The sequence below is a fragment of the Succinimonas sp. genome (assembly GCF_045225735.1).
In the GTDB taxonomy this organism is placed as follows: domain Bacteria; phylum Pseudomonadota; class Gammaproteobacteria; order Enterobacterales; family Succinivibrionaceae; genus Succinimonas.
In genome coordinates, this window is record NZ_JBGVBR010000425.1 from 1 (window position 1) to 21,442 (window position 21,442).

At 52.6% G+C, this 21,442-nt stretch carries 18 protein-coding genes and 1 riboswitch; of the genes, 11 read left to right on the forward strand and 7 right to left on the reverse strand.

The features are described from left to right. A partial coding sequence (locus ACJROR_RS14765; RefSeq protein ID WP_406547775.1) for a hypothetical protein occupies positions 1-106 on the reverse strand: 106 nt, incomplete at its 3' end. Between the two features lie 194 nt (positions 107-300). Continuing rightward, entirely contained in the window at positions 301-819 is a 519-nt protein-coding gene (locus tag ACJROR_RS14770) for a methyltransferase family protein (RefSeq protein WP_406547761.1), read from the reverse strand. Positions 820-1,166: 347 nt separating this feature from the next. Between ACJROR_RS14770 and ACJROR_RS14775 the strand changes: the two genes are divergently transcribed. From ACJROR_RS14775 to ttcA, 5 genes are all read left to right on the forward strand, one after another. After that, a complete protein-coding gene (locus ACJROR_RS14775; protein WP_406547762.1) occupies positions 1,167-4,217 on the forward strand; it encodes an EAL domain-containing protein in 3,051 nt (1,016 codons plus the stop codon). 163 nt (positions 4,218-4,380) lie between these two features. Beyond that, complete coding sequence (gene pheS, locus ACJROR_RS14780) at positions 4,381-5,367, forward strand: phenylalanine--tRNA ligase subunit alpha (RefSeq protein WP_406547763.1); 987 nt, start codon at positions 4,381-4,383, stop codon at positions 5,365-5,367. Positions 5,368-5,426: 59 nt separating this feature from the next. Then, complete coding sequence (gene pheT / locus ACJROR_RS14785; RefSeq protein WP_406547764.1) at positions 5,427-7,814, forward strand: phenylalanine--tRNA ligase subunit beta; 2,388 nt, start codon at positions 5,427-5,429, stop codon at positions 7,812-7,814. 118 nt (positions 7,815-7,932) lie between these two features. Beyond that, entirely contained in the window at positions 7,933-8,349 is a 417-nt protein-coding gene (locus ACJROR_RS14790; protein WP_406547765.1) for a DUF5710 domain-containing protein, read from the forward strand. A 109-nt stretch (positions 8,350-8,458) separates the two neighbouring features. After that, positions 8,459-9,316, forward strand: a complete 858-nt coding sequence (gene ttcA, locus ACJROR_RS14795; protein ID WP_406547766.1) for a tRNA 2-thiocytidine(32) synthetase TtcA — start codon at positions 8,459-8,461, stop codon at positions 9,314-9,316. Positions 9,317-9,380: 64 nt separating this feature from the next. Here ttcA and uspE read toward each other — a convergent pair whose 3' ends face one another. Both uspE and fnr read right to left on the reverse strand, forming a co-directional pair. Continuing rightward, entirely contained in the window at positions 9,381-10,301 is a 921-nt protein-coding gene (gene uspE, locus ACJROR_RS14800; RefSeq protein WP_406547767.1) for a universal stress protein UspE, read from the reverse strand. A gap of 952 nt (positions 10,302-11,253) precedes the next feature. Next, the gene (gene fnr / locus ACJROR_RS14805; protein WP_406547768.1) at positions 11,254-12,027 is read right to left on the reverse strand and encodes a fumarate/nitrate reduction transcriptional regulator Fnr; all 774 of its coding nucleotides are present in this window, start codon (positions 12,025-12,027) and stop codon (positions 11,254-11,256) included. 82 nt (positions 12,028-12,109) lie between these two features. On the opposite strand from fnr, the gene lpxK reads away from it, so the two are divergent. From lpxK to ACJROR_RS14820, 3 genes are all read left to right on the forward strand, one after another. Then, a complete protein-coding gene (gene lpxK / locus ACJROR_RS14810; protein ID WP_406547769.1) occupies positions 12,110-13,093 on the forward strand; it encodes a tetraacyldisaccharide 4'-kinase in 984 nt (327 codons plus the stop codon). Next, entirely contained in the window at positions 13,093-13,863 is a 771-nt protein-coding gene (kdsB, locus tag ACJROR_RS14815) for a 3-deoxy-manno-octulosonate cytidylyltransferase (RefSeq protein WP_406547770.1), read from the forward strand. The genes lpxK and kdsB overlap by 1 nt, the downstream gene beginning before the upstream one ends. Positions 13,864-14,070: 207 nt before the next feature. Then, positions 14,071-14,853: a Bax inhibitor-1/YccA family protein gene (locus ACJROR_RS14820; protein ID WP_406547771.1), complete on the forward strand. Its 783-nt coding sequence runs from the start codon at positions 14,071-14,073 to the stop codon at positions 14,851-14,853. A 198-nt stretch (positions 14,854-15,051) separates the two neighbouring features. On the opposite strand, the gene lysC is transcribed toward ACJROR_RS14820, so the two are convergent. Then, positions 15,052-16,428 (reverse strand): lysine-sensitive aspartokinase 3, encoded by a 1,377-nt coding sequence (gene lysC, locus ACJROR_RS14825; protein WP_406547772.1) that lies wholly within the window; start codon positions 16,426-16,428, stop codon positions 15,052-15,054. A gap of 69 nt (positions 16,429-16,497) precedes the next feature. Continuing rightward, positions 16,498-16,666: riboswitch (Lysine riboswitch) on the reverse strand. Positions 16,667-16,911: 245 nt separating this feature from the next. Between lysC and ACJROR_RS14830 the strand changes: the two genes are divergently transcribed. Both ACJROR_RS14830 and ACJROR_RS14835 read left to right on the forward strand, forming a co-directional pair. Beyond that, entirely contained in the window at positions 16,912-17,274 is a 363-nt protein-coding gene (locus tag ACJROR_RS14830; RefSeq protein WP_406547773.1) for a hypothetical protein, read from the forward strand. A gap of 72 nt (positions 17,275-17,346) precedes the next feature. Beyond that, on the forward strand, positions 17,347-18,402 hold the full coding sequence (locus tag ACJROR_RS14835; protein ID WP_406547774.1) for an ATP-binding protein: 1,056 nt from the start codon (positions 17,347-17,349) through the stop codon (positions 18,400-18,402). Between the two features lie 158 nt (positions 18,403-18,560). Here ACJROR_RS14835 and argA read toward each other — a convergent pair whose 3' ends face one another. Continuing rightward, entirely contained in the window at positions 18,561-19,889 is a 1,329-nt protein-coding gene (gene argA / locus ACJROR_RS14840; protein WP_406038111.1) for an amino-acid N-acetyltransferase, read from the reverse strand. A gap of 306 nt (positions 19,890-20,195) precedes the next feature. Next, positions 20,196-20,534, reverse strand: coding sequence for a DUF413 domain-containing protein (gene maoP, locus ACJROR_RS14845; RefSeq protein ID WP_406038109.1), 339 nt, complete (start codon positions 20,532-20,534; stop codon positions 20,196-20,198). Positions 20,535-20,982: 448 nt separating this feature from the next. Here maoP and ACJROR_RS14850 point away from each other — a divergent pair, with 448 nt between their 5' ends. Further along, the gene (locus ACJROR_RS14850) at positions 20,983-21,354 is read left to right on the forward strand and encodes an ArsR/SmtB family transcription factor (protein WP_406038107.1); all 372 of its coding nucleotides are present in this window, start codon (positions 20,983-20,985) and stop codon (positions 21,352-21,354) included. Positions 21,355-21,442: the final 88 nt, after the last annotated feature.

The following is a 21,442-nucleotide window of genomic DNA, read 5'->3' on the forward strand; positions in this document are numbered from 1 at the left end:
TCAGAAATACATGGCCGTCATCCGGGTTGATAATGGCAAATTTGAGAGAAGAACTGCCGCAATTAATTACCAGTACGGTTTTTTCAGCATTCACATTAGAAGTCATTTAGAAAATCCTTTGTTTCCAGGAGAGTTTTTTCGGTTCAGGAAGAGTTTTTTCCTGTTTTTAAAAGCGCTGCAGACAAGTCGGCGCGGTGTTTTCCAGAACTTGGTTAAGCTGAACCAGTTTGCGGAATTTTATCACAAATGCCGGCTTTTAACTATGCCGCTGACCATGCTGCCGGCTGGCTGCTGAGCCCGCTAACTGCGCCGGATCCCGCACCAGCGGGGGACAGCGCTAAGATACTCGGGGTATTCCGGACAGGTCTCTTTCAGAAATTTTTCTTCCCTGAGGATCTGTCTTTTCAGGAAAAAGAACGCATAGGGGAGGGTTACCGGCAAAAGCCAGGGAGAGAGTATAAGCCCCAGTCCCGCCAGCATTAAAAGGAGGGAAAGATACATGGGATTTCTGCTCATGCTGTAGATCCCGTCCGTAAAGAGCCGGTGGGGTGTCCGGGACAGGGGATGCGGGCTTATGCGGTATTTAAGAAACGGCTTCAGCGCCAGCAGCGCGGCCGTTATGCCGGCTGTGAAGAGCAGGAGTCCCGGAACGGTTTTGGTAAGAGCGGCATAAGACAGGAGGTCTCCGGGAAGCCCGGCAAGTCTTTCTGTAATCATATCCGCAAAAGACGCTCCGTCCGGCAAAGAAGCATTCTCCGGCAAAGCGGTGTTTTCAGGCAAAGCAGCCTTTCCGGCCGGGGCTCCCGTAAAAAGCGGCATCAGGAGGTATCCCGCAAGATGCAGGAGCGCTCCCTGTCCGAAAACCATCGGCGGAAGGAAGAAATATGCTCTGACTTTATTTAAAAGACCTTCTGACATGTATAAAAATTACCAGATTGCCATGTTAACCTTTTTGTTTGCAAAGGTGTTTTTAAGATAATTCCTGAAACCTCCAGACGGAATTTTCAGCTGCGTTTTCCCGAAAACGAATAATTATTGTACTTTTCGTGACTTTTTGTCAAAGAATGTTCAATCCTCCGGGAATAGTGTGATATAATTCAAAAAAAGTGGAAAAGGTTTTCACCTTTCTGATAATAACTGATTACTCCTGCAATCCTGGACGAAAGATGCGTTTCATTTTTTCCCTAGCCCTGGTTCTCATGATGCTGCTGTGCTCTTTTGCGGCATTTCCTGCAGCAGCTTCCGCTTCTGCAGCATCAGGAGATGTTCCCGTTATTCGCGTGAACGACAGCAATATTCAGCTGGATATCTCAGGAAGCATTCAGGTTAACCGTACCTCCCCGAAGGCTCAGTGGCCCTGGGAGGTTTCCGGAGCCTGGGACAGCTACAGCGTGGAGCCGGTGAAGTGGGTGGGGAATGACTCCAGCCGGGTGCGCTGGTTTCGCTTCCGGGTGGAAAACCGGAGCGGCGACAGCGCCAGCATGGTGCTCAGCGTCAGCAATATCTTCATAAAAAAGGTGGATGTCTTTGTGCAGAACCAGCGGGGACAGCTGGTGAGCGTCTGGCATACCGGCATCGACCGGGGCTTAAGCTCCAAGTTCTTTCCCTCCAGCGGCTGGGATTTTCCGATATTTTCCCGCAACCATGAATACAGCACCGTCTATGTGCGCCTGACCTCCGACCTTGACACCCAGTTCCGTTTCGGTCTCGTGGATGCTAAAAGATTCAATTTTTACGATACCGTGGACAAGGTCATAAACGGCATTATCGCGGGCATTATGCTCATTGTCTTTATCTCCTCTCTGGTGTTCTTCATATTCCTCCGGGAAAAGCGCTACCTTTATTACACTGTTCTGGCGTTTGCGGTTACTGCCTGCATCTGGATCTCCGGCAGCTATCTTACGATCCTGTCGCGGTTTTTCAGCAGCCATGCGGATCTGGTGCGGGACTATGTCACCGCGGGGCTGCTGGCCCTGGCGGGTTTTTCAGGATCGGTATTCACTATTCTCCCATCCTCCCGCGCGGCGTTTTTCCGTTATGCGCAGATCTTCTTTACGGCGCTGGGACTTTTCGGGGCGACCTTGGTCTGGTTTGTTCCGGAAAAGGCCGGCTTCCTGTTTATGCTGTTCAGCTATGCGCTCATGATGCTTCTGGGAGGTTATTTCATTATCCGGGCCTTCAGGGAACAGAACTACATTCATCTCGGCTACGTGTTTGTGGCGGAGATGTTCCTTCTGGGAGTGAATGTGCCGAACCTGGCTCTTCTAGGCTATCTGGGCTTTGAGGCGGAAACCCATACTTATTTCTGTCTGGTTTCCGGCCTTCTGGGCATCATGGTGTCCATCTCCATGGGTTACCGGGCCTATTATGAAAAGACCCGGGGCGAGCAGGCCTTTCTTTTGGCGGAGGAGAACTCCAACCGTCTGAGTCAGTTCCTCAAGCACAGCTCTTCCGGACTTTTCCTGATGTCCTGGACCGGAGATATCGAGGATGTGAATCCGGCCTTTGTCTCCCTCGCGGGAAATCTCAAAGCCGGGGCGGACGGCTGTCAGGATCGGCGCTTCTCCTCCATCTGCCGGGAGCCGGAGGTTTTTAACGACTTTTTTGCCGGCATGATCCGCAAGGTTAATGCCAGACTGGCCGAGGAGGACGATTCCCTGCCCTCGGTGAGCGATGTCTGCAATCTGGTCATTACGGGCCGGGAGGGAAATCCGGTGCCGGTGAAGCTGTCCCTGACCTTCATGCCCACTAATGAACTCAGAAAGCGCCTGAAGTCCCGGAGCATAGTCAGCAACAGCATGTACCTTTTTATCGGCGAGCTTTACGATATGAGCCAGGACGAAAGCTATGTGAACCGTCTGCGCTATCTGGAAAGCCACGACACCGTTACCGGAGTATACAACCGCCGTTATTTCATGGAAATTCTGAATCAGACGCTGGAACAGGAGGGCACCAACAAGGGCGTGCTCTGCGTTATGCGAATTCAGAACATTAACTATATCAATGATGTGGCCGGACATGTCTACGGGGATCAGATCCTGACCAAAATCGCGGAATGCCTGAAATCCGGCATCAGGAAGGAGTTTGACGTTTTCCGGCTGAACGGCAATGAATTTGCGGTGCTGATGCGGGGGAGCTCCGCCCGGGAGGCGATCGATCATGCCAGGAACTGGCGCCGGGATCTTCTCAGTCTGCGGCTCAACGTGTCCGGCAATATGCATGTTATTACCATGAACATGGGACTGGTGCTTATTGATACCGCCCGGGGCAGCGTTTCCGCACTCCTCTCCTGCGCCGATGCCGCCTGCCGGTCTGCCATGGACATGGGGCCTAACACCTATCATCTTTTCATTTCCGACAAAACCATTAACCGGCTGCCTGATTATACCGAGACCGTCTCCCTGGTAACCAGAATCCATCAGGCTCTGGACAGCGGATCGATTTTTGCGGTGCGGCAGAAAATCCTGAACATGAGAGATCGCAGCCGCAAATGCTATGAGCTTTTTGCCCGCATCATCGGGGATCGCCGGGATGTTATCGAGCCCGCGGCCTTTGTAACCCGCTGCTATGGCTTTAACATCATGTCCCGCATTGACAGCTGGATGCTGGAAAGCCTGAACCGCATCTGCCGGGACAATCCGGAGCGCCTCAGGGATATTGACGTCCTTTTTGTGAATATCAGCTCCGAGACTATCTGCGATGAGGATTTTATTACCCGGCTTCAGGATCTCCTTAACAGCAATCTGGCCCTGACCCGGGTGATCTGCTTCGAGATCGATGAAGATGACGTCAGCCGCCATCTGGATTCGGTGCTGAACTTTATGAACCGGTTCCGGAACAGCTGTCTCGGCTTTGCTTTGGACAATTTCGGGAAGAGCGGCTGTCTCGGCTATATGCTGAAGCTGCTTCCGGTTTCCTATATCAAGTTCCATCCCGACTTCACCCAGAACATCAGCCGGGACGAGAGCAATCTTATTATTATCAAAGCCCTGATTCAGATGGCCCGGGGCCTCCATATGCATACCATGGTTTCCCAGATTGAAACCGAGGAGGATTTCCGGATTTTTGAGGAGCTGGGCGTGGATTTCTGCCAGGGCTGCTATATCTGTCCTCCCAGTCCGGTAAGCCAGGAAGGGCCGGGATCGGCGGCTCTGAACGATGTTCCTGAGGAATGCCAGGAGGAGCCTCTGGAGGGGAAGGCGGTCAGAAAGGCCTGAGATGTTCGGAACGCGCCGGGGAATAACCGGGAGGCCGGCAGAGGAGGGGGTTTGTTCCGGCTCTCAATTGTCATAAAAGGTAAAGATAAGTATAATCACCGGCAGTTTTGCCGGTTTTTTTATTGCGGAGGAATTTCCTCCGGCAGATGTTTAAGAGGAAGTTATGAGTGATTTGAATGAGCTTGTGAGTCAGGCTCAGGCCCGGATTGCCGAGGCTGGAGATGAAGCTGCCCTGGAGGCCGTAAGAGTCGATTATCTGGGAAAAAAGGGCCTTTTTACGGAACAGATGAAGGGGCTCGGCAAGCTTTCTCCCGAGGAACGTCCCAAGATGGGAGCAGTTATCAACGCCGCCAAGAATCAGGTAACGGAAGCTCTTAATGCCAGGAAGGCGGAGATCGAGGCGGAAATCCTGAACCGCAAGCTGGCTTCGGAGACTGTGGACATCACTCTGCCCGGCCGCAGAAGCGCCGCCGGAACCCTGCATCCGGTAACCCGCACCATCAGAAGGATCGAGGAGATTTTCGAGTCTCTGGGCTTTACCACCGAGTCCGGCCCGGAAATCGAGGACTGCTTCCACAACTTTGACGCCCTGTGCATTGAGCCCGATCATCCGGCCCGTTCCGAGCATGACACATTCTATTTCAATGACAATCTTTTGCTGCGCACCCAGACCTCTGGCGTGCAGATCCGCACCATGGAGAAAAAGGCGCCTCCCATCCGGATCATTGTGCCCGGCCGCGTTTACCGTCCGGACTATGACATGACCCATACCCCCATGTTCCACCAGGTAGAGGGGCTTTTGGTGGACGATCACAGCACCTTTGCCGAGCTTAAGGGCGTTTTGCACAGCTTTCTGGTTAACTTTTTCGAGGAAGAGCTGGAGGTCAGGTTCCGTCCTTCGTTTTTCCCGTTTACCGAGCCCTCCGCCGAGGTAGACGTCAGAAGAAAGAACGGCAAATGGCTGGAGGTGCTGGGCTGCGGCATGGTTAATCCCCGGCTGTACAGCAATGTGGGACTGGATCCGGAAAGGTATCACGGCTTTGCCTTCGGTCTCGGCGTGGAGCGTCTGGCCATGCTCCGCTACGGAGTGAATGACCTCCGGGCGTTTTTTGAGAATGACATGAGATTCCTGAATCAGTTCGGGAAATAAGAACGACCAGGCAAATAACAGCAAGACAGAACAGCGGAGCAAGAAGGAGCGCGCTTTAAATGATTTTCAATAAACAGTGGCTGGATGAGCTGGTACCAAACAGCCTTTCTGCGGAAGAGGTTTCCGATATTATTACCATGGCCGGTCTTGAAGTGGATTCCCAGGATCCCGTGGCCGGCGAATTCACCGGAGTGGTAGTGGGGGAGGTTTTGACCTGCGCTGACCATCCGGATTCCGATCATCTTCATGTAACCACCGTCCGGACAGGCGAAAACGAGGTGCTGGACATCGTCTGCGGCGCTCCGAACTGCCGTCAGGGACTTAAGGTGGCCTGCGCCAAGGTAGGGGCCGTGCTGCCGGGCAATTTCCGGATCAAGCCGGCTAAGCTCAGAGGCGTCCCGTCTAACGGCATGCTCTGTTCCGCCAAAGAACTGGGACTCAGCGAAGAGAGTAACGGCATTATCGAATTTCCGGCCGATGCTCCCGTGGGAACCGACATTCATGACTATCTCGGACTAAATGATACGGCCATTACCGTGGATCTCACCGCTAACCGCGCTGACTGTCTCAGCATCCGCGGCATTGCCCGGGAATTCGGCGTGCTCACCGGCGCCGATGTGAAGTATCCGGATATTCCCGCGGTTCCCGCTGCCATCCCGGATACCTTCCCGGTAAAGGTGGCTGATACGGCGGGCTGTCCCCGTTATCTTACCCGGGTAATCCGGAACGTGGATCTTTCCCGGAAGAGTCCCCTCTGGATGCAGGAGAGACTGAGAAGACTGGGGATGCGGAGTCTGGATCCCGTGGTGGATGTGACCAATTACGTCATGCTGGAGCTGGGACAGCCCATGCACGCCTTTGATCTGGATGCCCTCAAGGATGAGATCACCGTAAGAAAGGCTCTCCCTGATGAAAAGATGGTGCTCCTGAGCGGTCAGGAGGCCTCTCTGACTCCCGATACTCTGGTGATTGCCGATGCGGCCGGCGCAGTCGCTCTGGCGGGGATTTTCGGGGGTGATCGCACCGGAGTCAAGGCCGGCACCGTGAATATTCTGCTGGAATCTGCGTTTTTCAGTCCCCGGGCCATCAAGAACCGGGCCAGAAGCTACGGTCTCGACACGGAAGCCGCCCATCGTTTTGAGAGAGGGGTGGACTATCAGATTCAGGCAGAGGCCATGGAAAGAGCCACCAGATTTATTTTGGACATTGCCGGAGGCGAAGCCGGTCCGGTATGCGAGGCCGTGTCTGCGGAGGATCTCCCGGAGCCTAAGAAAATCGAAATGCCCTTCAGCCTTATCAAGGAGGTGCTGGGGGTTGACGTGGAAAGAAGCGCCGTTACCGATTATCTCAGCCGTCTCGGCATGCAGCCTGAGGTTAAGGACGACATGATCACTGCCGTAAGCCCCAGCTGGCGCTATGACATTGCCATTCCGGTGGACATCTGCGAAGAGGTGGCCCGTATGTACGGCTATGACCGGATTCCCAACACGGATCCCGTGGCTCCGCTCCGCATGATTCCCCGGCGGGAGGCCCATGTTTCCGCCTGGGATATCAAGTCTCTCGCAGCGGATCTGGGCTATCATGAGGTGGTCACCTACAGCTTTGTGGATGACAAATCCCTGAAGGCGCTCAATCCCGAGGAGACTCCTATTATTCTCCCGCATCCCATCACCTCGGAGATGAATGCCATGAGAACCACCCTCTGGGCCGGCCTTGTCAATACTGCTATTTACAATATGAACCGGCAGATTTCCGACCTCCGGATCTTTGAAACCGGCCTGACCTTTATTTCAGATGCCGCTTCTGAAAACGGCATCCGTCAGGAGGAAATGATCGGCGGTCTCATTACCGGAAATATTGCTCCGGAAAACTGGTATGAAAAGCCCCGGGCCTGTGACTTTTACGATATCAAGGGGGATGTGGAAAGACTTTTGGAAATCACCGCCGGCAATGCGGAATTTGACTTTGCCCGCGGCTCCCATCCGGCTCTTCATCCTGGAGTGTCCGCCCGCATCCTGAGAAACGGCGAGTACGTGGGAGATGTCGGCCTCATTCATCCTCTGGTTCAGAAGGCTCTGGGGCTTAAGAAGAAGGTATTCCTGTTCCAGCTTAAAATGCGGGCCCTGACCACCAGGAGCGTTACCGCCTATGCGGAATTCTCGAAGTTCCCCTCCATCCGCCGCGATTTTGCCATTGTCATTGACAGCGGGGTGCCGGCGGTGAAGATCCTGAACACCGTGAAGAAAAATGCCGGGGATCTTTTGCAGGATATCAGTATTTTTGATATCTACGAGGGCGAGAACATTGCTGCCGGGAAAAAGAGTCTGGCCTTCAGCGTAGTGCTCCAGGCTCAGGACAGAACTCTGGAGGATGCCGCGATTCAGGAGATCAGCGACCGCATTGTCGGAAGTCTCCGGGAATCCTGCGGAGCCGAGCTCAGGGAATAGTTCCGTACGGGAGAAAGGAGGAAATCCGGCACCGGATGTCCTCCTTATCTCCCCGTTTTGCAGAACAGATATAAGGGGAGACCGGGTCTCTCCTTTGTTATTTACCGGATGATGAAAAATGACTGATTACCTTGATTATGAAAATGACGTCCCGAGGGAGGTTCCGGACTTCTGCCGGGAATATATTCCGTTTTCCGATGAGGAGGCCCTGAGATACGCCCGGGAATGCGCCCCCTTAGAGCCGGAGCCATTCCCGGGTGACTGTGTTTCCGGGGCCGCTTTTGTTCCGCCTCCCGCTTATGGCAATGCCGCCTCAGGCAATGCTCCCTCCGGGAACAGCGGCGGAAACCGTCCGGCAGGAGCTTCTCCCTACGGCCGTCCCGGTCAGGATGACAACCTGAGCCGGGTGTACCTTAATGTGCCCTATGCCGAAAAGGACATGGCCAAGGGGCTGGGTGCCCGCTGGGATTCCTCCCGCCGGAAGTGGTATGTGGCAGACGGCGCGGATCTTAACCCGTTTCAGAAATGGCTGTAGTCCGGAAGAAAAAAACTCATCGGGAGGCGCAAGGCATGATTGCAGGAGCCGGCGGCCGGGGAAGAGGGCCGGGTCAGGGATGAAATAACATCATAGATGAAATAACTGCATGGACGAAAGAAAATATCTCTACAATACCAATAAGACCCTGAAAAGGCTCCGGCATCTTACCGGCATGGCTATTCAGGATTTCAACATGATCTCGGCCGGAGATCGGGTCATGGTATGCATGTCCGGAGGCAAGGACAGCTATGCTCTTCTGGAGATCCTGTCAAGTCTTCAGAAAAGCGCTCCCGTGGATTTCGAACTGATTCCGGCGCATCTTGACGCCCGTCTTCCCGGGTATCCTGAGGGAGTGATGGAGGACTATCTTCGCAAAACCGGGCTCGAATACCATATCATCACCGAGGATGTGTACAGTCTTATCCGGGACAAAATCCCCGACGGCCGCAATATCTGTTCCTTCTGCTCCCGGCTGAGACGGGGCATTCTTTACCGGGCGGCCGGGGAAATCGGCGCCACCAAAATCGCTCTCGGGCATCACGGGGATGATGTTCTGGGCACCTTCTTTCTCAATCTGTTTTATGCGGGCTCGGTAAAGAGCATGCCGGCGAAGCTCCATACCGATGACGGCCGCCACATTGTGATAAGACCATTGGTGTACTGCCGGGAGCGGGACATCGTCCGGCTTTCCGAGGGGCGGGGCTATCCTCTTTTTCCGAAAAACATGTGCTCTCTCGGGGAAAACAAAATGCGGGGAGAGATCCGGGCGATGATTAATGACTGGGATAAAAAATTCCCCGGAAGAAGCATGAATATGCTGCGGGCCATGCAAAGGATCTGTCCGAGTCACATGCTGGATCGCCGTCTCTACGATTTTGACCGGAACGAGATCCGGGAGGATTACGGCCGGATTGGCGGGGAGACTTCCGAGGAGCAGGAGCCCTGCGGGACGGACGGAGATTAAGCCGCCTCAGGGCTCGTAAAAGAGAGAGCGGCGGGCGGCATCAGGTTTTTCGGAAGCTTTAAAATCATTTGCGCGGGATTTTTTTAAGCACCATAAGATCGCAGTTTACCGCATCCACTATCTCCTCGCAGATATTGCCGATGAGAGCGGCGGCAAGACCGGAGCGGCCGGTGTGTCCGATAAGCACGGCGCAGGTATGGAGATCCGCGGCCATTTTGGGGATGACGTCATCCGGCTGTCCTTCGATGACATGGCAGTTTTCCGGCGGAATGCGATGCCGGGCGCCGAAGGCCCGGATCTGCTCCCGGTTATGCTTAATCACCGCTTCTGAATAGATATCCGGAGTAAAGCCCGGTATTTCCACTATGGCCACCGGCATCAGCGGCGGGGCGGCATTGAGAAGATGGATTTCGCCGTGAATAAGGCGGGCCAGTTCCTGAGCATTCCGAAGGAGGCGGAGGTTCATGAAGCGGGTATCGCTGTCGGCGCTGTCCGCAAGGTTCAGGGCCACCAGAATGCTGGATCCCTCCGGCCAGGGATGGTTCTTGGCGATAAGCGCCGGGATTTCCGCTGAACGCAAAAGCTGCCAGTCAGCGGGGGTAAAGATCACGCCGTCCATAAGTCCGTGGCTGTCGGCGCTCTTGATTACGAGATCGTAGCTGCCTTTTTTGATTTCCTTCGTGATAGCCTCCGGCAGACTGCGGTACCAGACTACCTTGCCGCTTATGGCGGCGTTTTCGCTATGCTTTGAGATAAGCTCGTTTTCCAGCCACTTTTCACTGATCTCCAGAATGCCCCGGCGCATTTCCGTCTGTTCATCGATATTCAGCAGGGTGGTAATATCGTATGAAAAGTCATAGACAGCCAGAAAGGCGGTGATCTGGGTATCCGGGGAGAAGCGGGCGATTTCCAGAGCCCGATCCAGAGCGGGCTGATCCTCCCGTTCCGGTTCCACAACCACCAGAATATTCTTGTATTTGCGCATGGGACACCTCCGGCATTCAGCTTAGCGTCATAGGGCATATTTCAGCCAGATAACACCATTGTAGGCAATTTCCGGATATTTTTCCTTGCAGTACTTCAACATCCCGGGGGAAAGTCAGCGGGACATGATGACCGCAGCAAGAGAATATCCTGGAAAAACTGAAAACCTGTGTTCTGCTGCATCCGAGGTGAAAAAAACTCCCAAGCCTTGATTTTACCGGCTCCTTGGTATTTTAGAAATTAGAATTATTAGCGGGTTGTTATGTCAGCCACTGATATTGCAATTTCTCATTACGGCCTTGATCCATAAAAGAACTGATGTGTGGAATTGGTTGTCAGATAAATTCCCTGGAAACAGTGGATGATGTCAGGCAGAAGGCTTGAGGTGTTCAGGAACATGGGGGAAACGAGTTCCTCATTGTCCATATATTTGCAAGTCTTTACGAGCTCCAAAGCCTCTGAAACAGAGACTAACGACATTAACCTCGCAAAACCATGTAAAAACCTCGCAAAGCACCAGTGTCCTTTGTTTTTAAAGGCTTTAAGAGTTCTTTAATGCCCTGAATCAACGGCCCAAACCGGCTTAACCTTGCAAAACCATGCAAAAACCTCGCAAGGGGCTAATGCCCTTTGTTTTTAAAGGCTTTAAAAGTTCTTTAACGCCCTGAACCAGCGGCCCAAACCGGCTTAACCTCGCAAAACCATGCAAAAAACCTCGCAAGGCACTAATGTCCTTTGTTTTTAAAGGCTTTAAGAGTTCTTTAACGCCATGAAACAGTGGTCTAAGAGACCTTTGAAAGCAAATCCTGCTTTTCTTTGCCAAAAACTTATGAAACTCACCTAATGAGAATAGGAGAGCACGAGATCAGGACAGCATGAAGATATCCCGGAAATACAGCTAAAGCTTCTGAGCCGGAGCTTCCGGGTATGAGAGGGCGCTTCCGAAGGAGCAGTTAAGGCGCATTTTCCGCTTTCGCCGGCTGACACAGATTGCCGTTTTCCACCTCCCGGAGGAGTTCCTGATCCAGAATGGTGATATAACGACCCTTGACGGTGATGACCCCGGCCTCCGCCAGTCTGGAAAACAGCCGGCTGATGGTTTCCACGGAAAGGGAGATGCAGTTCCCGATTTCATAACGGGTCATGGTGAGCTTAATCACGTTGGGCGCGAGGTTGCGGCGCGCCTGAGCCTGGGAGAGATGCAAAAGAAACGAGGCCAGACGCTGAGGGGCGTTTTCCCGGGAGATCATCATCATTAGCTCCTTTTTCACGGATATTTCATGACTCATGAGTCTCATGAAGCGCAGGTTCATTTCCGGATGGCGGTACAGGGCGCGGCTCAGCTGAGCAAAGTCGATTTCGCAGATGGCCGTGCTTTCCAGAGCCTGGGCAAAGGATTTGTGCTTTCTCTCGTAAATGGCGTCAAAACCCACGATTTCGCCGGATACGGAGAATCCGGTGATCTGTTCGTCTCCGGCCTGGCTCAGGGAATAGATTTTCAGGCTGCCGCTTTTTATGGCATAAAGACGCAGCAGGGGATCGCCGGCTTTATAGAGAATATCTCCTTTATTAAGACCCCGTCTTTTATCTATAATGTTGCTGAGAGCCGAAAGATCCGAGGGAGAGGCGTTTCTGCCGGGCAGGCAGATTTCACTGCAGGGACACTTGTCGCAGGAATGATCGTCATTGGAATGATCCTTCGGATCCGGGAGACTTTTAACTGACATGGCAACCTCGGTGCTGATTCCGGTGATTTTAACTTTTTTTGCGGGGATTTTCCATGACTGCTTGTCTTGAGGAGAAACGGCCGTGAGCTTTCATGACAAAATCTGGTTTCAGGACAGTCCACTGAAATGGCTGTTCTGGCCCTTTTCCGTTATATTCGGGCTCATTGTCCGCCTGAGACGCTTTCTTTATGCCCGCAAAATCCTGTCCTCTTACCGGAGCCGCATTCCGGTAGTGGTGGTAGGCAACATCATGGTGGGGGGCAACGGCAAAACCCCGGTGGTAATCGCTCTGGCCGAGGAGCTCTCCGCCCGGGGATTCCGGACGGGGGTGGTGAGCCGGGGCTACGGAGCTCATCCTCCCATGCTGCCCTATGAGGTTACTCCGGATTCGCCGGCGGCGGAGGCCGGGGACGAGCCCCTCCTCATTAAGCTTAAAACCGGAGTCCGTATGGTTACGGATCCCCGGAGATCCCGGGCGGTTCAGTATCTTGAGAATGATCTCGACGTGATTCTTACGGATGACGGACTTCAGCACTATGCGCTGGAACGGGATATTGAGATTGCGGTTATTGACGGCAAAAGGCGCTTCGGAAACGGCCGTCTCCTCCCTATGGGCCCCCTCAGAGAACCGGTATCCCGGCTCGGGAAGGTTAATTACATCCTGAATAACGGCGGTGCGATGCCGGGGGAGTATCCGGTAAGACTGGTACCCGGCAGGGTCTGCCGTCTCAATGGAGATCCTGCGGATCTCCCGGCAGGAACAGAGGTTTGCGCTCTTTCCGGCATCGGGGATCCTGAACGCTTCATAAGAACCCTGAAGGAAACGGGCCTCTGTCCGGTGCGCCGGATTGCTGTTCCCGATCATGGCTTTGTTCCGGCGGACGAGGCGCGCCGGGAGGCCGGAGATCTCCCGGTTGTCATGACTGAAAAGGACATGGTGAAATACGGCAGAAAGGATCTTCCGGGATTTTACTGTCTGGGCATCCGGGCGGAAATAGCGCCGGAATTCTATGACAGACTGGTTTCAGATATCAGACATATTCAAAATGAGAGAGGTATTAGTTAATGCGCTATACGGTTGTTATTCCATCACGTTATGCTTCAACAAGGCTTCCCGGAAAGCCTCTTCTGGACATTATGGGCAAGCCCATGGTGGTGCGGGTGGCGGAGCAGGCGCTCAAGGGCGGCGCTGAAAGGGTTATTGTGGCTACCGATGATACCCGCATCAGGGATGCCGTACTGGCTTCCGGGGTGGCCGCCGAGGTGTGCATGACGTCCCCGGATCATAATTCCGGCACCGAAAGAATTGCCGAGGTGGTTAACGCCGTGAAGCTGGGAGATCAGGAGATCGTGATCAATGTGCAGGGGGACGAGCCTCTGATTCCGCCGGAAAACATCGCCCAGGTGGCGGATCTTCTGGAATGCTCTCAGGCTCCCATGGCCACCCTCTGCGCCCGGGTTACCGGAGAGGACGTGTTTGATCCCAACTGCGTCAAGGTGGTAATCAACTATCAGGGAGACGCTCTTTATTTCAGCCGGGCGCCCATCCCCTATGAAAGAAACAGCTTCCGGGCCGGAGACATGTCGGCGCTCCGGGGGCATGCCCGCCATATCGGCATTTACGCCTACCGAGTGGGCTTCATCAGAAAGTACATGACCCTGCCCCCCTGCGAAATCGAAGCTCTGGAATCCCTGGAGCAGCTCCGGGTGCTTTATCACGGCTATCGCATTGCCGTAACCTATGCGGAAACGGATCCGCTCCTGGGAGTCGACACGGCCGAGGATCTGGAAAGGGTCAGAAAAATCTTCAGCGAAAGGGAGAAAAAGAAGAAATAGCATTGGTTTGCCGCGCTGATATTCCCGGACTCTGTATATCCGGGGGAGCTGTATATCCCGGGAATACTGCATATTCCGGTCATTTCGGACGGATGACACAGAAAATCACATAATGATCGGGGGAGAGGCCGGCAAATGTGATAGTATTATGCACGGTATTTTTTTTAAAGCTGACAGGTATCAGCGAACAATTATGGGGATAAAAAAATGAATTTAAGATATTCAAATCCCGTGTCTTCGGCTCTGAGCAGAAATTCCGAAGTTACCATGGGAGCTTCGGGGCAGCTTATGACCTTGGAGGGCACGGCCAAAAAGGCGGTAATGCTGATTGCGCTCTGCCTGATTACCGGTTTTGTCATGTTTTTCAAAGGCCAGGCAATGGTTGCGGACATGATGACAGGCGCCGCTTCCGGGGGTTCCCTCACCGGAATCATTGCGGTTGCCGCCATTACCGGCATTGTGCTGGGTCTCGTGGGCACCTTTATGCCTAAGACTGCCAGATTTGTGGCTCCCGTGTACAGCATTGCGGAAGGCATCTTCCTGGGAGGCATCACCGCCTTCTTTGATGCCAAGTACCCCGGAGTGGGCTTCTCCGCTCTCAGCGCCACGGTGATCACCGCTCTTGCGATGTTCATTGCCTTCTCCACCGGGCTTATTACCGCCACTCCTTTTTTTAAGAAGTTCGTGATTATGGCCGGAATTGCCATTGCGCTGACCTACATTGTGAACTTAATAATGCTCCTGTTCGGCGGCACCGGCATTGAAACCATTCATGCGGAAAACCATTCCATTCTCAGCTATGGCATTCAGACCGTGTTCTGCGTGGTGGCTTCTCTGTTCCTGATCTTGGATTTTGACAATATCGCCAACAGCCACGGTCGGGTGGGCAAGGAATATGAAATGGCCTTTGCCATGGGCCTCCTGATGACTCTGGTTTGGATGTATCTGGAGTTCCTGAAGCTTATTGTGAAGTTCCAGTCTGACAACTGATAAGAGGTAAAAACCGGAGATCCGGTTACCAGAAGGGCGGGGCAAAGACTCCGCCTTTTTGTTTTTCGGGGAATGCTTGCGGAGACGTTCCGGGAGTTCATTTCGGCCAATGAAGGACGGCTCGGGAAACCGGCCGCTGCCCAAATAAAAAACGGGAGCATGGCTCCCGTTTAGCATTATTATCGGCTCACATCAGGATTATCTGATAACCTGAGGATTTCCTTCCAGGAGGTGATGATGGAGCTCGGCAATGGCCTGCTCGGCCTGATCCTGGTCTACCAGGAAGCAAAGGTTGTGCGAGCTGGCGCCGTAGCAGATCATTCTGATGTTGACGTTCATGATGGAGGAGAACACGGCGGCGCCGGTGCCGGAAACCTGGCTCATGCCGTTACCGATAAGAGCAATCAGGGCCAGGTTTTCAGTAACTCTGACGCTGCAGATGCTCTTAAGCTCGGCCAGGAGCCTGTCGCTGAGCACGGACTTGCCGCTGGACTGGGATCCGGTGTGATCCAGAGTGATGGCCACGCTCACCTCGGAGGTGGTAATAAGGTCAACGGAAATGCCGTACTTGGCCAGAATGCTGAAGATGTTTGCCAGAAAGCCGCAGGCGCCGATCATGTTGGGGCTCTTCAGGGTCAGCAGGATCTGATCTCTTCTGAGAGCCACAGCTCTGAAGGTCGGCTTGGTGCTGGTCTGGGATCTGACCCAGGTGCCGCCGGATTCCGGAGCCTTGGAGGAGCCCACGAATACCGGAATATTGCGGCGCACGGCCGGGAAAATGGTAGCCGGATGCAGTACCTTGGCGCCGAAGGTAGCCATTTCGGCAGCTTCCGAGAAGGTGATTTCCGGAATTACATGAGCTTCCTTAACCAAACGGGGGTCGGTGGTGTAAATGCCCGGCACGTCAGTCCAGATCTCGATGGCCTTGCAGTTGCCGATGGCCTCGCCCAGAAGAGCGGCGGAGTAGTCGGAGCCGCCGCGGCCCAGAGTGGTGGTCTGACCGATGGCATTGGAACCGATAAAGCCCTGAGTAACCACGATGTAATCATCAAGAAGCGGAGTCAGGAGCTCCTTGGCGGTGTTGCTGAGCACCTCGATAATGGGGGTGGCCTTGCCGAACTGGTTATTGGTGCGCATTACGGCACGCACGTCGAACCACTTGGCGTTGTAGCCCTTGGACTTGAGAACCTCGGTAAAGATCTTGGTGGACATGATCTCGCCGTAGGAAACGATGCGGTCGGTAAGGGCATCGTCATGTTCGATAATGGCATGCTTGGCCAGATCGCGGATTTCGTGAATGAGCTTTTCGATTTCAGCGGTGATTTCAGCGGGACGTCCCAGATCGTCAAGAATAGAGAATTCAATATTGCAGATCTTTCCCATCCTCTCTTCTATGCTGGCTTCGTCCAGAGTGCCGGAGGCCAGTTCCACAAGAAGATTGGTAATGCCGGCGCTGGCGCTTAATACCACCAGCTTTGTGTCCAGATTGGAGGTAACAATTTTGACACAGTTGCACATGGCAGCATAGTTGGCAACACTGGTGCCGCCGAATTTGGCAACGCAAACCTGATTCATTTAAAACTCCTGATAAGTATTATGTTTGAGTTACCTAAGGAAAAAGATTTGGAGGCGGGAATGCTGATATCCGCCAGAAGCCCTTCACCTTAAGCGTGACAGCCTGAGGGATTCAGCCCTCATGGCCGACAGCAGCACCGTGTTCCAGCAGTGCGGCCGCCTCGGCTTTTCATTCCCTCTCCGGCGGAACTGGAATTCCCGTTCCCGGATACCTAAGAAAAGCGCCTCTTCTGGTTTAAAAAAAGATTAGTGAGAAAATACCTTTTTAAGAAAAATTTGTCAATACCTGAGATAGCTCACAATTTAAAGATTTTTAAATTGCGGCAGCGGGGCGTAAAGCGCGGCGGATCCAGGGGAGGTTTCGGGCAAAGAAAGCGGGGAATTCCACCATGCTGCCACGAAGCCGGCAAACTGCGGACAGTGCCATCGAACAGTTATAATTTTCGGTGAAAGGGTAAAAACAGCGCTTCACCGAAAATTATAATGCTGCAAGACCGGCAGCAAGAGCCAAAATTAACGGAGAAGAGTGATGATTATCGGACGCGAAAGGAAATAAAAAAACTGAATGCTCTTTATGAAAGCGGCAGTGCCGAACTCATAGCATTGTACGGACGCCGCGGAGTCGGGAAAACCTTTCTTGTGGATGAGATTTTCAGAGACAGGATATGTTTCAGGCATGCGGGACTGTCGCCGATCGGCAGTATCGCGGAGAAGTCAGGAAAGAATCGCATGAAAGACCAGCTCAGGCATTTTCACCATTCCCTGAAGGCATTCGGAGGTGATTCCCGAAAACCGGAATCATGGCTTGAAGCTTTTTATGCTCTTGAAGTTTTTCTTTCGAAATAATTCGGTAATGACCAAAGAGTTCTGGTTTTCATAGATGAAATTCAATGGCTTGATACCCCGCGCGCCGGTTTTATGACCGGATTTGAGGCGTTTTGGAACGGCTGGGCCTGCCACAGAAAGAATATTATGGTGATTGTCTGCGGCAGCTCCAGTCTCTGGATGCTGACTAATTTGGTTAATAATCACGGCGGTCTGTACGGGCGAATTACTTATGAAATGAAAATCCGTCCCTTTTCTCTCGGAGAATGCGAGAAGTATTTCAGAAGTGAGAACATTCTTATGTCTCGCTATGACATCACTGCGGCTTATATGGCGGTGGGAGGAATATCGTACTATCTCAGGTATTTTGACAGAGAGTTAAGTCTTTCGGGAAATATTGATCGGATGTTTTTTGCCGAGGCTGCCCCTTTGAAGGATGAGTTTGACAGGATGTTTTCGGCGCTTTTCAGGGATGCCGAAGACATGAAGCTGATAGTGAAGGCTCTGGCAGGAAAAAGCATAGGACTCACCAGAGCCGAGCTTATCGAGGTGACCGGCATTCCGGACAGCGGGGATCTCTCCAAAAAACTCAGGGCTCTTTTGGCAGGGGATTTCATCATCACCTATTCTTCGTTTGGCGACAGCAAACGCCATACCCGATACAAGCTTTTTGATCCGTACTGTATTTTTTATCTTCGAGTTATCGATGCGAGCAGAAAGGAAAGAAACACAGACTGGATTTCCATGGAGTCATCGTATCAGGTTACAGCCTGGAGAGATCTGGCATTCGATAATGTCTGCTGGAATCATATGGGCAAAATCAAGGACGCCTTGGGAATTGGAGGGGTATCTACAAAGGAGTCGTTATGGTCTGAAAGAGGATGCGAGAACGAGGATGACACGCAAACAGACCTTGTTATTGAACGAAAAGACAATGTGGTGCATCTTTGCGAAATGAAATTTCTGAGTGATGAGTTTGAAGCGGACAGGGATTATCATCTGGCGCTTGAAAGAAGGAAGAACCTTTTATCCGGAAGCGTATCCAGAAAAGCAGCCATTCATAACACTCTGATCACCGCCTGCGGCCTTAAGAAAACGCAGCATTTCAGCGATTTTGTTCATGTGCTGACTTTGGACGATCTGTTCTGAAGGCGATGTTTCCTGGAATATTTCCTGAGATGACTGATGCGGGATGATTTCCGGCCCTGAGGGAGGAAATCATCCCGTCTTATGCTTTTCCGTAAGACCATCATGCGACAGTTTTCCGGAGTGCGGGAAATGGCAGGATGGTATTATTTCAGGTTACCTTACGGGTTTATCTTTCTGAAGAAGATCTTGGACATTCTCTTATAGTTGTAATGCTCCTGCTTTTCCCGGGGCAGGTCTTCAATATTGCCGGAGACAAAGCCCTTTTCCAGGAAGAAGTGGGCGGATCTGGTGGTAAGCACGAAGAGATATTCCATGCCCTGTTCCCGGGCCAGTTCCTCGATTTTGTTGATAAGAACAATGCCGCGGTTGGATCCCCGGTAGTTCGGGTTTATGGCCACGCAGGCCAGTTCGGCCTTTTTCTCCTCCGGGTAGCAGTAAATGGCTGCCGAGGCGATAACCATGCCATCGCGTTTGATCACCACATAGTGCTCGATGTCCATTTCCAGGTTTTCGCGGCTGCGGTGCACCAGAATGCCCTGTTCCTCCAGCGGTCTTATGAGCTCCATCAGGGACGGAATGTCGTTGATGGTGGCCCGGGATACTGTTTCGGCGCTTTCCCGGACAATCTGAGTGCCGATGCCGTCCCGGGTGAAGAGCTCCTGAATCAGGGCCCCGTTCTGCTCGTAGGAAACCAGATGGCAGCGTTCCACGCCGTCCTTGCTGGAGGCAATGGCAGCGCTGAGATAGCGGCAGGTGGAATTGTGGGTTTCCGGATCGATGCCGGCCAGATACTTTTCCGCATCGCTGGGGAACATTTCAGCGATGACATCGCCGTTTGCATCACGGATAAGCTCGTCGTCGGAGCAGTAGGTGATGAGCTTGTTGGCCTTGATGGCCACGGCCACGGCGGCCGCAATCTGCTCGCTGTTGATGCAGAAGGTTTCCCCGGCAATGGAGTAGCCTACCGGAGGGATAAGCACGATGGAGTTGTTGTCCAGCTCTCTTCTGATGTTTTCGCCGTCCACTCTTCTGACCATGCCGCTGTGCATATAATCGATGCCGTCCACCACTCCCAGCGGTTTTGCGGTTACGAAATTCCCGGAAACCACATTAAGCCGGCTGCCCTGCATGGGGGTGTTGATAAGTCCCATGGAAAGCTTGGTGGTGAGATCAATTGACATGATGCCGCAGACCTTTTTGATAACCGCGAAGGTTTTGTCATCGGTAATGCGGATGCGCTTGTGGAAACTTGTCTCAATGTGTTCTCTGGCCAGTTCCCCGTCAATCTGCTCCTTGGCTCCGAATACCAGAACCAGCTTCATGCCGAGACTCTGGATCAGAGCAAGATCGCTGATAATGTTATCGATCTGGGAGCTGGCCAGAACCGATCCCGGAAGAAGAACCACGGCAGTGGCTCCGCGGTGATGCTTGAGATAAGGGGCGCTGTGTCTGAATGACTCCACCAGGCTGTCATTGTTAACTCTCATGTTTATTTTCCTTCAGTAACAGGGGAAACAAAAGGACAACTCCCTATGAAAAACCGGAGCTTTTTTTGGTGCGCCTATTGTAAAATAATTTGAGATCTGTGTCAGAATTTTTAGCGGATTTACTGCTAATAAAAACAGACCATCCGTATTGAAACGTTTTCAGGAGCGGAGACAGCGGGGAACAGAGGTCGCGAAGAACAGGGCCGGCGGGAAATAAAAAAGGAGCCCGGGCCAGCCGTCTCCTTTTTCTTAAACATCTCACCTGTCCTCTTAGGCCTTTCCGGTCATAAGAGCCATGCGGATTTGTTATTCAATGGAGTCATCAGAGGAATCGTAGGATCCGTCTCCGTCCTCGTCTCCGCCGGAAGCAGTGAGATCGTGAGTCTTGCGGGGGCTGATTTCCTTAAGATACTTCTTAAAAACCTTGGCAAAGGGATCAGTGGGAATGCTGTTACTGTGGATCTGAGCGGCGAATTCCTTTTCAGCGCTGTCCTTGGGCTTTCTTTCCCCCTTGTAAATTTCCATCATGGCAGTGCCAAACTCTTCAAGAAGTTCAGATTCCTTCACAGAAAAGCGGCCGCTTCTGCGGATGCCGCGGGGGAAGTTGGTAAAGTCGCTGAAGGACTTTTCTGATTCAAAACTCATTTTTTCGTACTCTCTTAAGTTGAAAATCATTACGGCGGTTTACTGAAAAGCTTCCGCCGTCTGCGCCTGCAATTCCGGTAATTCCGGCAAAGCGGGGCGAGGCTTGCAAACCTGAAAAAGCATTCCCGGGGAAACGCGCGCTTTTCAGCAAGGGGTTAAGACGCATAACCTCCGGAAAAACATCGTTACTGTCAAAATTATATGATCTGACAGTATTTTCAGCAAGAAAAAGACTGCTGCGTCCATTCATCCCGCAATTTCCGCGCTTCAGGGGAGTCCTCTGATTTTCTGCAGAACTCCGGGCATTGAGGTATGGCCACCGGCGGAAAATAGCGGTACAATTCATTTGGAAATAGTTGCATGAAATTTTGATTTTTTGCTCAATTGCCGGATGCCGGCAGCGGGAACGGAAAGAACAGGAAAACAGAAAGAACAGAGGGAATAACAGATGGCACAGGAAAAGAAGGCTCCGGGATGCGACTGCCCGGCTATCCACAGCGATTTTGTGGGCATTGTGGAAAAGGCGCTGAAGCCGGGATCCGAGTATATGGATCTGGCGGCTCTTTTTAAGATGTTCAGCGATCCCACCAGGGTCAAGATCCTGCATGCTCTGGAGCTTCATGAGCTCTGCGTGTGCGATCTGGCCTGCATTCTGGGACTTACCAAATCAGCGGTTTCCCATCAGTTAAGCGCTCTTAAAATGGCCAATCTGGTGAAATACCGGAGGGAAGGGCAGGTGGTGCTCTATTCTCTGGCCGATGAGCATGTGAAGATTATTCTTGATATCGGCTGCGAACATCTTAAGGAGGATGCGCTGTAGGACCGACATTGGTCAGTAATTTTTTGGAATTACATTTTCCCCTTGAAAATCTTTGATTTTTTAAAATCAGGCAATGGCTTTGAATTCC